This is a genomic window from Mucilaginibacter sp. UYP27, from assembly GCF_040547175.1.
In the GTDB taxonomy this organism is placed as follows: Bacteria; Bacteroidota; Bacteroidia; order Sphingobacteriales; family Sphingobacteriaceae; genus Mucilaginibacter.
In genome coordinates, this window is record NZ_JBEPPE010000001.1 from 548227 (window position 1) to 561994 (window position 13768).

Annotated in this window: 11 protein-coding genes and 1 tRNA gene; 7 read left to right on the forward strand and 5 right to left on the reverse strand. The window is 40.2% G+C overall.

What is annotated here, in order from left to right; translation table 11 throughout:
• The first annotated feature begins 48 nt into the window (after positions 1-48).
• The 5 genes from ABIB39_RS02465 (at position 49) to ABIB39_RS02485 (ending at position 6480) form a co-directional block, all read left to right on the forward strand.
• Positions 49-702, forward strand: coding sequence for an NAD(P)H-binding protein (locus tag ABIB39_RS02465; RefSeq protein ID WP_354427022.1), 654 nt, complete (start codon positions 49-51; stop codon positions 700-702).
• Positions 702-2570: an ABC-F family ATP-binding cassette domain-containing protein gene (locus ABIB39_RS02470; RefSeq protein ID WP_354427023.1), complete on the forward strand. Its 1869-nt coding sequence runs from the start codon at positions 702-704 to the stop codon at positions 2568-2570. Before ABIB39_RS02465 ends, ABIB39_RS02470 begins: the two co-directional genes overlap by 1 nt.
• A 4-nt stretch (positions 2571-2574) precedes the next feature.
• Positions 2575-2820, forward strand: coding sequence for a CBU_0592 family membrane protein (locus ABIB39_RS02475; RefSeq protein ID WP_354427024.1), 246 nt, complete (start codon positions 2575-2577; stop codon positions 2818-2820).
• A 38-nt stretch (positions 2821-2858) separates the two neighbouring features.
• Positions 2859-4721 carry a tRNA uridine-5-carboxymethylaminomethyl(34) synthesis enzyme MnmG gene (mnmG, locus tag ABIB39_RS02480; protein WP_354428786.1) on the forward strand — a complete coding sequence of 621 codons (1863 nt, stop codon included), beginning with the start codon at positions 2859-2861 and terminating at the stop codon, positions 4719-4721.
• A 115-nt stretch (positions 4722-4836) separates the two neighbouring features.
• On the forward strand, positions 4837-6480 hold the full coding sequence (locus ABIB39_RS02485) for an Ig-like domain-containing domain (protein ID WP_354427025.1): 1644 nt from the start codon (positions 4837-4839) through the stop codon (positions 6478-6480).
• Here the strand turns inward: ABIB39_RS02485 and ABIB39_RS02490 are convergent.
• Positions 6470-6982 (reverse strand): gamma carbonic anhydrase family protein, encoded by a 513-nt coding sequence (locus ABIB39_RS02490; protein ID WP_354427026.1) that lies wholly within the window; start codon positions 6980-6982, stop codon positions 6470-6472. The two genes, ABIB39_RS02485 and ABIB39_RS02490, sit on opposite strands and share 11 nt — an antisense overlap.
• Positions 6983-7061: 79 nt before the next feature.
• On the opposite strand from ABIB39_RS02490, the gene ABIB39_RS02495 reads away from it, so the two are divergent.
• Positions 7062-7134 (forward strand) — tRNA-Gly (locus ABIB39_RS02495).
• Between the two features lie 5 nt (positions 7135-7139).
• On the opposite strand, the gene nadB is transcribed toward ABIB39_RS02495, so the two are convergent.
• A complete protein-coding gene (nadB, locus tag ABIB39_RS02500; RefSeq protein ID WP_354427027.1) occupies positions 7140-8732 on the reverse strand; it encodes an L-aspartate oxidase in 1593 nt (530 codons plus the stop codon).
• Positions 8733-9139: 407 nt separating this feature from the next.
• Between nadB and nadA the strand changes: the two genes are divergently transcribed.
• A complete protein-coding gene (gene nadA, locus ABIB39_RS02505) occupies positions 9140-10132 on the forward strand; it encodes a quinolinate synthase NadA (protein WP_354427028.1) in 993 nt (330 codons plus the stop codon).
• Between the two features lie 38 nt (positions 10133-10170).
• Here nadA and ABIB39_RS02510 read toward each other — a convergent pair whose 3' ends face one another.
• The 3 genes from ABIB39_RS02510 to ABIB39_RS02520 form a co-directional block, all read right to left on the reverse strand.
• A complete protein-coding gene (locus tag ABIB39_RS02510) occupies positions 10171-11409 on the reverse strand; it encodes a PP2C family protein-serine/threonine phosphatase (protein WP_354427029.1) in 1239 nt (412 codons plus the stop codon).
• Between the two features lie 90 nt (positions 11410-11499).
• The gene (locus ABIB39_RS02515; RefSeq protein ID WP_354427030.1) at positions 11500-12600 is read right to left on the reverse strand and encodes a glycosyltransferase family 2 protein; all 1101 of its coding nucleotides are present in this window, start codon (positions 12598-12600) and stop codon (positions 11500-11502) included.
• A 13-nt stretch (positions 12601-12613) separates the two neighbouring features.
• Positions 12614-13588: a lysylphosphatidylglycerol synthase domain-containing protein gene (locus tag ABIB39_RS02520; protein WP_354427031.1), complete on the reverse strand. Its 975-nt coding sequence runs from the start codon at positions 13586-13588 to the stop codon at positions 12614-12616.
• Between the last annotated feature and the right edge of the window lie 180 nt (positions 13589-13768).

A 13768-nucleotide genomic window follows, 5' to 3' on the forward strand; every position in this document is an offset into this window, starting at 1 on the left:
TATTCCACAATTTAATTATGCGTAAATTTGCGCGTTAAAACCACCATAATGGCATACAAAGCAATTATAGCGGGCGCAAGCGGCCTTATTGGCAGTAATTTATTAAATATATTACTGGAAGCGGCCGAGTACACAGAGGTTTTGGTGCTTGTTAGACATGAACTGCCTATCCAACATAAAAAGCTGGTGCAACTGTTGATCAATTTTGATGACTTGGATAAACATGCTGTAGCCATTACCGGCCATGTGGTCTTCAGCTGCCTGGGCACAACAAAGGCCGAAACGCCGGATAAGGATATGTACCGTAAAATAGACCACGATTACCCATTGCTGCTGGCAAAGCTTGCATACCAAAACGGCGTCAATCAGTTTCATGTAGTAACAGCCATTGGTGCGGATGCTACGTCTGCTATGACCTACGTTAAGCTTAAAGGCGAATTAGAAGATGACCTGAAGAAGGTTAATATGAAATCTCTTTACATCTATCAGCCATCAATGCTAATTGGCAAACGTGAAAAATCGCGATTTCCAGAAAAAATATTGTTTGCCCTATTTAAGGTTATTGACCCAATCTTAATTGGCGGGCTTAAAAAATACAGGAGCGTTAAAGGTACAACGGTTGCCCATGCCATGTACAAAAAATCATTAGAGAGTACCGTGGGCACTTTTATATATACATCAGATAAAATACATACTATTTAGTGAGCACTTATATCTCGGCCGAAAATTTAGGCCACTCCTTTCATGACAACTGGTTGTTTAAAAACCTTACAATTGGCATTAACCGCGGACGCAGAGTTGCGCTTGTTGGTGTTAATGGTGCAGGAAAGTCAACCTTATTGAAAATCCTTTCCGGTTCGTTAAAGCCTACCGAAGGTAAAGTTGCGCAAGCACGTGACCTTAACGTTGGCTACCTGGAGCAAGATCCATTCTTTAAAAATGCGGTTACCATCAGCGATTATATCTTCCATTCGGATAATATCCAGCAGCAGCTGATCCGCCGTTACGAGGAGTTGTTGGAGAACGACCCCGATAACATGAAGGAGATGGATAAAGTAATGGAGGAGATGAGCGAGATTGATGCCTGGGAATATGAGTATAAGATCAAGACCATTTTAGGAAGACTTGACATACATCACCTTAACCAACACATTAATACGCTATCTGGCGGGCAGAAGAAACGTTTAGCTTTAGCTAAACTGTTAATTGAAGACCCTGAGATCTACGTTTTAGATGAGCCTACCAATCACCTCGATATTGATACGATTGAGTGGCTGGAAAAACTTTTGACAGAAGGCAGCAAAACCATCCTGATGGTAACGCATGATAGGTACTTCCTGGATAACGTTTGTAACGAGATCCTGGAAATAGACCGCGGCAAAATTATCCCCTACGTAGGCAACTACGGTTATTACCTGGAGAAAAAAGCCGAACGAGAAGCGTCTGACGAGGCCACCTTTCAAAAGAATTCAAACTTGCTTCGTAAAGAACTGGAATGGATGCGCAGGCAACCAAAGGCCCGTGGCACTAAATCAAAATCGCGTATCGATGCTTTTTATGATCTGGAATCCAAGACAAAAGACCGCGGAGCTAAAGAAAACGTGGAGTTAAGTGTTAAGGTTTCCCGCCAGGGAAACAAGATAATGGAGATGCACCATATAGGCAAGGGCTTTAATGGAAATACTTATATTAAAGATTTTAGCTACACGTTTAAAAAAGGCGACCGTATAGGCTTAGCCGGTAAAAATGGTAGCGGTAAATCAACCCTTTTAAATATGATCACCGGTGAATTATTGCCGGATAGTGGGGAATTAGTAAAAGGCGAGACCACCGTTATCGGTTACTTTAACCAGGCTGGCTTAAGCTTTAAAGAAGATGAACGCGTTATAGATATTGTAAAGAACGTTGCTGAGTTTATTACCATGGCCGATGGTAAGCTTATTTCTGCTTCGGCTTTGCTTACTTTATTCCTGTTCCCTCCTGCCAAACAATATGGAATGGTGTCAAAACTAAGTGGGGGTGAAAAGAAACGTTTGCATCTGATGAGCATCCTGATCAAAAACCCTAATTTTTTGATACTGGATGAACCTACCAATGACCTGGATATCGACACTCTTAATGTGCTGGAAGAATTTTTAACTAACTTCCCCGGCATTTTGATCATGGTGTCGCACGATAGGTATTTGCTTGATAAACTTACCGACCAACTATTTATTATGGAAGGCGAAGGCAATGTGCTTATATATAACGGCAACTATACGTCGTACCGTGTTGAACTGGAAGAAGCCAAGCAATTGAATAAGAAACCATCATCCGCCCCTACTCAACAACAAGCAGAAGCACCTAAAAAAGCTAAACTCAGTTTTAAAGAAGAGAAGGAATATGAGGGGTTAGAAAAAGAGATCTCGGATATTGAAGATAAGCTAAAGGAAACTTCCGACGCTTTGAACACAACCAACATCGATCCAAAAGAATTAACAAAACTGACAGACAGAATGGCTTATTTAAATAAACAATTGGACGCAAAAAGCGCTCGCTGGATTGAATTAGGCGAACTTAAAGAAGCGTAGTGAGATGAAAACATCCGATATCATTGCTTCTATTGGCGTTATTATATTACTGATAGCTTTTTTGTTAAATATGTTCAAAAAGATTTCGGCACAAACACATTTTTACACGGGAATGAACTTTATAGGTGCCGGCATGTGTGGGTTGTCGTCATATATGATAAACTTTTACCCCTTTGTTGTATTAGAGGGCATTTGGGCGGCGTTTGCTCTATACTCTTTTTTTAATGTTCCACGTGGAACATCTGTTTAAAAAATTACATAATGTTCCACGTGGAACATGGAGGTTTTATGTTTAAGAAATATAATGTAATAGTTGTTGGTGCCGGCCATGCTGGCTGTGAGGCTGCCGTGGCCGCCGCCAATTTAGGCTCATCCGTTTTACTTATCACCATGAATATGGGGACAATAGCGCAAATGAGTTGTAATCCGGCAATGGGCGGGGTTGCTAAAGGACAAATAGTACGTGAGATTGATGCACTGGGTGGCTATTCGGGTATAATCACGGATAAAACGTCGCTACAATTCCGTATGCTTAACCGCTCTAAAGGACCGGCTATGTGGAGCCCAAGGGCGCAAAGCGACCGCATACGCTTTGCAGAAGAGTGGCGTATTGGACTTGAAAAAACACCAAATGTAGACTTTTGGCAAGATACTGTAACCTCACTACTGATTAAAGGCAACACCATTGCAGGAGTAAAAACGTCGTTGGGGGTAGAAATCGAAGCGGATGCAGTAGTGCTAACAAATGGCACATTCTTAAATGGCGTAATCCATATTGGTGAAAAGAAATTTGGCGGTGGCCGTACCGGCGAAAAGGCCGCAACCGGATTAACGGAACAACTGGTGACGATGGGTTTCGACGCGGGCCGAATGAAAACCGGCACCCCTCCCCGCGTGGATGGACGAAGCCTTAACTATTCCTTAATGGAAGAGCAATGGGGCGATGAAGAGCGTGGCCGCTTTTCTTACACGGATGTTGAACTTTCGAAAGATCAACGTTGCTGCTGGATAACCTATACCAATACTAAAGTACACGAAACCCTAAAAGAAGGATTCGAAAAATCACCTATGTTTACCGGCCGCATCAAGGGTTTAGGCCCACGGTATTGCCCATCTATAGAGGATAAAATAAACCGCTTTGCAGAACGTGACCGTCACCAGATATTTGTTGAGCCGGAAGGTTGGAACACCTGCGAAATCTATGTAAATGGCTTCTCAACCTCACTACCAGAGGATGTACAATACAAAGCGCTTACGCAGATCCCCGGATTCGAAACCGCAAAAATGTTCCGCCCGGGATACGCAATAGAATATGATTTCTTCCCACCTACCCAGCTAAGTTTGACGCTGGAAACCAAACAGATCAGCAACCTTTTCTTCGCCGGACAAATAAACGGCACCACGGGATATGAAGAAGCTGCATCGCAAGGCTTTATAGCGGGCATTAACGCCCATCAAAAACTCAATGATAAACACGAACTGATCCTAAAAAGATCCGAATCGTACATCGGCGTCCTTATCGACGATTTGGTAACCAAAGGCACGGAAGAGCCCTACCGTATGTTCACCTCAAGGGCAGAACATCGATTATTATTACGACAGGATAATGCCGATATTAGGTTAAGCCCTATGGGTCACGAACTGGGTTTGATAAGCGACGAACGTTTAGCCAAAGTCAACAAAAAAATTAAGGACTCGGACGAGATAGTTGCCTTTACCAGGAGCAAAAGCATTAACCCGGCAGAAGTAAATGGTTTATTGGAAGAAGTAGGCACCTCGCCTATTAGCCAGGGCGCTAAGTTGTTTAATTTAATTTCGCGACCACAAATAGGTTTTGATGAACTGAAACGGGTAGATAGCTCATTGCAAAATAAATTATCGGCCTATGATAAAGAAACTATTGAGCAGGCTGAAATAAAAATCAAATACGAGAGTTACTTTATAAAAGAATTGGAAATTGTTGACCGGATGAAAAAAATGGAAGATCGGGAAATTAACCCCGAGTTTGATTACCGCCAACTGGTTTCTCTTTCTAAAGAAGCACGCGAAAAATTGGCGAGGATAAAACCACGCACTTTAGGTCAGGCATCCCGCATTTCGGGCGTATCGCCTTCAGATGTGTCTGTATTAATGGTACATGTGTCTAGATAGCGTATAACAAACTGTAAATCAGTTAATTATAAAATATCGTTCAGAAAGCATTTTTTTAGATTTTTAATATCACAGTTCATAAAAAGGCAAAAATCGTTTATAGGGCATAAAAACAATGTTAAATTCAAAATCGGCTATTCTCGGTAAAATTTTCTCCTTCATTTTTCTTGCTTTGCTTATTTTTGGTTGCGCAAGCATCCAAAAACCTATGGGAGGCCCGCGCGACCTTACCCCGCCAAAATTATTGAAGTCAACACCTGAAAACATGACCCGTAATTTTACGGCGAAAGAGATCCGTTTAGAATTTGACGAATTTTATAAACTGAGTAATCCGTACCAGGAAATTACCATTAGCCCGGCAATGGAAAAACAACCGGAGTACAAAACAAGTAAGCGCGACCTCATCATCGATTTTAAAGACTCGCTTCAAAAAAACACAACCTACGTGATCAACTTTGGTAAGGCGATACAAGATGTAAACGAAAGCAACGTGATGGATAATTTTACTTACGTGTTTTCTACCGGCCCGCATATCGACTCGTTGAGCATGTCGGGTTTTGTAATGAACAGCATTACGCAGGAAAAAGAAAAAGATGCAACGGTAATGATCTTCCCGGTTAAACAGGACTCCTTGTTATTCGGTAAAAAGAAACCCACAATTTTTGCAACGACAGATTCGGCCGGAAACTTCTCTTTAAATAATTTGCACGATGGAGAATATAAGATATACGCTTTAAAGGAACCAAGCCCGAATAAGATCTTTGATAACGATAAAGAGCTGATAGCTTTTTCTAACCGTACCGTAAATTTGAACAAAGATACATCGGGTATCCGTTTATCCCTGTTCCAGCAAGTGCCCCAAAAATTTAGGGTCTCCGAAAAGAAGTTAACTAACGATGGTGTATTATCACTTGTTTTTAATAAGCGTTTAAATAACCCCTCATTAAAAATTATTTACCCTGCAGACTTAGATGCAAAAAAGATAGTAGACATCAGCAAAACGAAAGACACAGCATTAGTATTTATGCGTAATATGGATTTTGATTCGCTACGTGTTGCTATTTATGACGACAAAAAGCCAATCGATACCGTGTACCAGTTAAAAGGCCGAAAAGAAACCTTTACACGCACGCTCACCTTTAAGTATGGTATTAACCGTGATAACAAGTTAAAGCCCAATACAGACCTTAGAATAACCACCAACTTACCTGTAGAAAGCATAGAGCCCGGATTGATAGCGCTTACTATCGATTCGGCAAATGTTCCAAACATCACGGTTCAGCGGGACACCGCTAACCCACGTGTTTTATTGGTAAAAAACCGGTGGCGTGCGGGTGGCAAGTATCAGATAGTATTTAACGACGCTGCAGTAACGGATATTTACGGGGACAAAAACAAACGAACAGGTATTAATTTTGAGGCGGATAAGCCGGAAAATTATAGCCAGCTTACACTTAAAGTTAATGTCTCGGATAGCAGCAAAAGCTATGTGGTGGAATTGATTGACGACCAAAAGAACCTGATACATAGCGATCCTATTGCCAAAAGCGGATCAATAGTTTATAAAAATTATTTAACAGGAAAGTATAAAATTAGGGTGGTGTACGATGCGAATAAAAATGGGCGTTGGGATAGCGGTAATGTGAAACTGAAAACACAGCCGGAAAATATATGGCTGTACGATAAAGAAATAACCTTAAGGCCAAATTGGGAAGCAGAAGAACCGATAGATATCCCGAAGGAGCAGATCAATCCTTAAACCAGCCGGAATACATGATATAGTTTTGCGGTAACTTATTCAATAAAGCCTTTTGCTCGTCGGTAAGAGGCTTTATTTTTTTGGCCGGGCTGCCGGCGTACAGATAACCACTTTCGCAAATGGTACGTTCTAATACAACAGACCCTGCCCCTATGATCACATACTCCTCTACTACCACATCATCCATAACAATAGCGCCCATTCCTATTAAAACATTATCATGCAGGGTACAGCCATGTACAATAGCGTTATGGCCGATAGATACGTTATTACCGATGTTAGTTGGTGCCTTTAAATAAGTGGCGTGTATCACCGCGCCATCCTGAATGTTGGTGTTATCCCCTATTTTTATATAATGCACATCGCCCCGGATAACCGCGTTAAACCAAACAGAACAGTTATTCCCTATTATTACATCACCAACAATAGTAGCGTTCTCGGCAATAAAGCAATCTGTTCCCCATACGGGTGATTTGTCTTTTACGGATAAGATGACAGGCATATTTATTTAATTAGTGATTTATGTCCCGATAGCTATCGGAATAGTGATTAAATATTTATTAGTTTTGCTTTAAATACAAGCGAAAATAGCTCAGTTGGTAGAGCATCAGTTTCCCAAACTGAAGGTCGCGGGTTCGAATCCCGTTTTTCGCTCAATTCTAAAAAATCGTATCCTCCAAAACTTCCTGATGTTCAGGGTAATCAGTAGTATAGTGTAGTCCCCTGCTTTCGTGCCTGGCCTTTGCTGATTTTACAACGAGGTAACTTACTTGTATCAGATTACGCAACTCGCAAAGCTTAACGGATAGTTTTGTCTTCTTATAAAAATCTTCTGTTTCTTCGTATAACAAACGCAGCCTGCGCATGGCCCTTTCCAAACGGAAATCGGACCGAACTATACCCACGTAATCGTTCATTAGCTTCTGCATTTCGCGGATGTTGTGCGTAACCAGGATATCCTCATTTGAAAGCTGAACGCCATGTTCATTCCAGTCGGGGATATTGGTTGGTATCTCAAAACTTGCAAAATCAACAACAGCGTCTTTATAAATTCGATGTGCAAATACCAATGCTTCTAATAAAGAGTTTGATGCCAAACGGTTAGCGCCATGTAAGCCCGTGGACGAACATTCTCCGCAGGCGTATAGCCTGTTAATAGAAGATCGCCCCTGGTGATCTACCAATACGCCACCGCACATATAATGGCAGGCAGGTGCCACAGGGATCATATCGCGCGTCATATCAATCCCTATCTCTAAACACTTGGCGTAGATATTAGGGAAGTGCTCTATAATATCTTTCTTCTTTTTATGGCGGATATCCAGGTAAACAAAGTCCTCCCCCGATTTCTTAATTTCCGCATCAATCGCTCTTGCTACAATATCCCTTGGCGCCAATGATTTACGCGGATCGTATTCCTGCATAAATTCTTCGCCATTAGTTCTTTTTAATATTCCGCCCATACCACGTACCGCCTCTGATATCAGAAATGATGGGTACTCGCCAGGATTAAATAATGCCGTTGGATGGAACTGGATGAACTCCATATTACGCACCTTGCCTTTTGCACGATAAACCATCGCCACACCATCACCTGTAGCAATAACAGGATTGGTCGTTACCGAATATATGTGCCCGGCACCGCCTGATGCCATTACAGTGATTTTAGATTCTATCTTTTCTACCTGGTTATTTTCGGTATTAAAAGCATAGATGCCATAGCACTTTATATTATCTGATGATTTATCTACAAACTCACCCAAATGGTGCTGGGTTATCAAATCAACAGCAAAATAATGCGTTAATATCTCAATATTAGGCTCGCGGTGTATCTCTTCCAATAACGAACGTTCTATCTCAAAACCGGTAATATCCTTATAATGCAGCACCCTAAATTCGCTGTGTCCGCCTTCTTTGGCAAGGTCATAAATACCTTCGTTCGTCTTGTCGAAGTTGGTACCATAATCAATAATCTCGCGGATTCTATCGGGCCCCTCCTTAACAACGGCTTCTACAACTACTGGGTCGCAAAGACCATCGCCGGCAATTAAGGTGTCATTTATATGCTTTTCAAACGAATCTTCTTTTTTATCAACAACTACCGCGACGCCACCTTGGGCATATTTTGTGTTACTCTCGTCTTCGTTAGCTTTTGTAACTATCAGAACCTTACCATGCTTTGCAGCCTTTAGTGCAAAACTTAATCCGGCTATACCCGATCCTACCACGAGGAAATCAACAGTTCTGGTCATGTTTAGTATATGTATTGTGTAAAATTAGCACTTATGTTAATAAGCGGTATAAAACGTGTTAACTTTGTGTAAGTAAAAATGTACAAAATAAGCAGAACGTTGATAAGTGAGAAAATTACAATTTTTACGTTTACTTTTAAGCTATTTGTAAGACGATATTACTACGAAACTAACATATAATTAAGCAAGTAATTATTAACAAATAAGTTTTTAAGATAAATGTTGTTTCTTATACTCATCTTACCATCAATATTATAAAAATGGAAAAGTTGTTTATAAATGTTAGTAAAAATGGAAAAACAACTTTTAGCTTAAATAGTATTACAACTTTTGCACATAACTAACACCTTAATAACAATAGGTTTATTTATATATATAAAAAGAGTTATTATTAATTGATTTGTGGAATGGATATCTTCGAAGAAATAAAAGTGAAAGGTTTTGTAGACGAACACATCGATCCGTCCCTTGACCTTTTCGCCGAAATAGAAAAACTTAAAAAAGAGAAAAATGCCGTTATACTGGCCCACTATTACCAGGAAGGAGATATTCAGGATATTGCCGATTATATTGGCGACAGCCTGGGCCTATCTCAACAAGCCGCCAAAACAGATGCAGACATTATTGTTTTTGCCGGTGTACACTTCATGGCCGAAACAGCAAAAATATTATCACCAAATAAGAAAGTACTTTTACCGGATTTAAAGGCAGGATGCTCACTGGCCGACAGCTGCCCGCCGCACCTTTTTAAAAAATTTAAAGAGAATTATCCCGACCATTTGGTGATAACCTACGTTAACTGTACTGCAGAACTGAAGGCGCTAAGCGATATCGTTTGTACATCCAGCAATGCGGTGCAGATAGTAGAAAGCTTGCCAATAGACCAGAAAATAATTTTTGGGCCCGACAGGAATTTGGGTGCCTGGGTAGCTAAAAAAACAGGCCGGGATTTGGTACTTTGGAATGGCGCTTGTATGGTACACGAGATATTTAGCCGTGAAAAGTTAACCAGGCTTAAGGAGCGCTATCCAAACGCAAAAATACTGGCACATCCTGAATGTGAGGAAATTATATTGCAGATGGCAGATTATATAGGATCTACTACCGGGATATTAAAATACGCCACCAACAGCCCTGATAAAGATTTTATTGTAGCTACTGAAGCAGGTATTTTGCATCAAATGCAAAAGGATAACCCGGATAAAAACTTTATACCGGCGCCGCCAAATAACACCTGTGCCTGCAACGATTGCCCGCACATGAAACGCAATACACTGGAGAAACTTTACCTGTGTTTAAAAAATGAAATGCCGGAGATTGAAGTACCTAAGCATATTATAGAAAAGGCTGTGAAACCTATTGAGAGGATGCTGGAGATCTCAGCAAGTTTAGGATTATAATCGGTTCAAATAAAATTATTGACTCTGTTAGAAGCCAGCTACGATATTCTTAAGGTAAGTAAAGTAATATCATCAATAGGTTTGCCTTTAACAACCTGATTAATGTGTTTCATTAAGGCTTCGTTAAATTCGTCAGGAGTAAGTTCACCATTAGCTATTACAAATTCAAGGAGTTTTTCTTCGCTCCATACCTTTGAATTTTGTGATTCATAATCCATTAAGCCATCAGTGTAGTTAAATATTAGGCTACCAGGTTCAAGGTCAATCTCGCCCTCATTCAGGAAGGGTAGTTCATCAAACGCGCCTATCATAGTTGTGCCTAATTTTAAAGGAACAACCTCACCTTCCGAGTATACGATGGTTGGGTTATGGCCGGCATTAATATAGTTAAGCTTACGGGTACGCTCGTTATACTTTGCTAAAAATAAGGTTATGAAACGTTCGCCTTTAGTATTGCGGATAACAATTTTATTTAAGCGTTCTACAACCGTGGTAAGGTCTTCTTCAATAGCGGCTAAACCGTGCAGGCTTGCCTGGAAGTTTGCCATAAGTAAAGCAGCAGATATTCCCTTGCCTGATACATCGGCAACGCACCATAAAAATTCAGCTTCGTTAATACGGAAAAAATCAAAATAATCGCCGCCTATATCCTGGTGTGGCAGGTATCGTGCACCAACCTCTACGCCTTCTTCTTTGTGCTCTCTTAGCGGGATAAGCATATTTTGTACTTCTACAGCCAATTCCATTTCGCGCTGGAAACGTTCGGCTTGTAAGCGCTCACGAAATAGCTTTTTATTCTCCAACGCCACTACAATTACATTGATCAATGTCTGGATAAAATTAAGATCATTGTTCAACATATCGCCGGAAGTGTTGAAATCCCCTATCAGCGCGAATGCAAGCGCTTTATTTTTATGGTATATAGGGATAAAATAATTGTACCTGCTCAATATCTTATCCGGATGGCTGCTAAGTTCTGCAGGGGCTTTAATTTTGCTTAAATGAGCCCAGGTATGGTTAAGGGTAACGGCAGATTCGATATCACCGCCATATTTAGATATACAGCTGTAAGCACCTTCTTTTTCTATAAGAAAACGGAACTTACCTATCTGTAGATAGTTTTTTAGGATAACCTCCAGCATTTGAATTAATGTTGGGGTTGGGGTGTTCTTATTTATAGCCCTGGTCACTTCCAAAAGGGAATTCAATTCCGACTGCCTTTTAAGCAGTAGCCTGATCAGTTCGTCTTCGCCGGTGCTATCGTTGTTATTTTGCATTTATCAGTTAAGGCAGCCTAAAATAGCGAAATATTCCTTTTTTAATGGATGCTGCAAAGGTTTTTTTAAGAGATTAAAAAATGTTAATCTCTATTTAACAATGCGGCCTTTCCAGGCATACTTACGGGTGTTGCCTATAAGGCCAACATATACAAAGTAAATGATGTGGATAGGCCCTAATAATATAAGGAGGCTAACCAAATTTGTCCGTTTTAAAAAAGCGGTTATTGGCAACAGAAAAACCAATTCTATCAAATATTTTAACAGAAATTGAATTGTAAAAAGTTTAAGATAAACCAGGCTATTAAAACTTAAACCAGCATTTACCAGTAAGGAAAGGTTAAATAACCAGATACAAACCGCTAGCGCTACCACCTTTTTATCTTTATACCGGGTCGATTTTGATGCCCAACGGCGGCGTTGCTGTAAAAATTCCTGCAGGGTATGTTTGGCATGGGTAAATACTACCGCATCATTGTTTTTAAAAAAACCTATTTTGTAAGGATAAACTTCGGCAACTTTTTGTAATAGTAACTCATCATCACCCGATGCAAGGTCATCAATACCTTTAAAACCACCTACCTCATAAAATACATCTTTGCGGTAAGCAAAGTTAGCGCCGTTGCAAGTAGATGCACGGCCATTACCAATAAACGCTGCGCCAATGCCTATCAGGTAAGAGAATTCGAGCGTTTGCAAACGCTCGAATAAGCTTTTTTCCTCAAAATAGGTTACCGGCGATGATATCATTACCGGGTGATAAGTTTCGTAATAACCTATGATTGACGACAGCCATTTTGACCCCATTCTGCAATCGGCATCTGTACAAACCATTAAATCGCCTTTCGATAGGGCAATGGCTTCTGCTATGGCTTTTTTCTTGTAGGAGTTTAGCGGTTTGTCTTCTTTCAGTTGTAATAGCTTTACGCCCTGCGCAGCATAGCTACGGATGATGTTTGCAGTATCGTCGGTAGAGTGATCGTCAACAATTATAATTTCGGTGAGTTCTTTAGGATAATCCTGCGCGATGATATCATCAATTGTGAAGCGAATTCGTTCGGCTTCATCTCGCGCCGCTATAAGGATAGTAACCCTGGTTATAAAACCAGATGTGTTAATGGCCGGGCGTTTTAAAGCAGCCCACCCTTTTATGAGATACGAAACAACTAATAGGTATAAACCAGTTAGCATAAGCGAAATAGTACTATACAGTGCGATCAAAAAACTTCATTTTAAAAACAAATACTGAACCTATAATGGCAGGGATAATGAGGTTTATTAACCAAATACACGATACCGCTGCAATTATAGCTATTTGCTGGTTGGTTATATATAAAAACAGGTGCATCGCCGTAAAACTACGTACGCCGATGTCTAAAAGATCAAGCGATGGTATGGCCGATTGTACGAACAGGAAAACAAATACGGTTAGCATCATCTCTACAAACGGGATAGTTGGTAACAGCAAATGAATAATGAGATAATATTGGTAAGAGAATACAAAGAACCGGGCAAGGCTGTAGCCGATAACTACTAAAAGCTCATTTACGTTATAGCGGCCTATGATCTCAAAAAAGCGGTGATACTTTTTAAGGAACTTTATCCTGCCGAGCAGGCTTACCAACCAATTAATGTTAAAATAAAACACCAAAAAAAAGCCCAAAAACACGATAGACAAGGCCAAAAGTGTTAAATAAAGCCATATGTTAATATCCAGAAAATAATAGATGAACCATAATGAGGCTGTTACCCCTACCAGGTTAGTGATCACATTTTGGGCGAATGCGCCAACGGCCATAGCAAATACCCCATGTACGCGTTTACGATTTGGGAGAAACATTACCCGGCCACCGTATTCGCCAATACGATTAGGGGTAAAAATAGCCCAGGTGAGCCCACAAAATACAGCTTCGATAGCAACCCAAATTGATATGTTGGTTAACTTTTTTGCAAGGTACTGCCATTTTAAACTCTCCAAAAACCAGTTGATAACCATTAGTAATATAACTGCTAATAAGGTATATATAACCTGGTTGCGATTAATTACAGATATTAATTCCTCAAACTGTTTAAGGCTGTCATTTTTTCCTAAAAACTTGTTGTATATAAACAAGAATGCTAAAACAATGATAGTTGCCTTAATGACGTACGAGAATATTTTTTTGGCTGCGGTTGTCAATATTAAACTTTGTGCAATGTTACAAAAAGTAAGCTATATGCGGGAGTAGTGGACACTAATTTTGACCATGCTTTTAATTTGTAATAATATTGTGTTAATACAAAATGCCGGGAGGTTTTGTTTGTGAATGATCATCTAACAAATGATTTTATATATTGCAGGGCTTAGCCCCTAATAGGT

What these genes read in the sequence shown, in the direction of transcription:
- ABIB39_RS02465 (WP_354427022.1), top strand. Translation starts at nt 49, where the DNA reads ATGGCATACAAAGCAATTATAGCGGGCGCAAGCGGCCTTATTGGCAGT.
- ABIB39_RS02475 (WP_354427024.1), top strand. Translation starts at nt 2,575, where the DNA reads ATGAAAACATCCGATATCATTGCTTCTATTGGCGTTATTATATTACTG.
- mnmG (WP_354428786.1), top strand. Translation starts at nt 2,859, where the DNA reads ATGTTTAAGAAATATAATGTAATAGTTGTTGGTGCCGGCCATGCTGGC.
- ABIB39_RS02485 (WP_354427025.1), top strand. Translation starts at nt 4,837, where the DNA reads ATGTTAAATTCAAAATCGGCTATTCTCGGTAAAATTTTCTCCTTCATT.
- ABIB39_RS02490 (WP_354427026.1), bottom strand. Translation starts at nt 6,982, where the DNA reads ATGCCTGTCATCTTATCCGTAAAAGACAAATCACCCGTATGGGGAACA.
- nadB (WP_354427027.1), bottom strand. Translation starts at nt 8,732, where the DNA reads ATGACCAGAACTGTTGATTTCCTCGTGGTAGGATCGGGTATAGCCGGA.
- nadA (WP_354427028.1), top strand. Translation starts at nt 9,140, where the DNA reads ATGGATATCTTCGAAGAAATAAAAGTGAAAGGTTTTGTAGACGAACAC.
- ABIB39_RS02510 (WP_354427029.1), bottom strand. Translation starts at nt 11,409, where the DNA reads ATGCAAAATAACAACGATAGCACCGGCGAAGACGAACTGATCAGGCTA.
- ABIB39_RS02515 (WP_354427030.1), bottom strand. Translation starts at nt 12,600, where the DNA reads ATGCTAACTGGTTTATACCTATTAGTTGTTTCGTATCTCATAAAAGGG.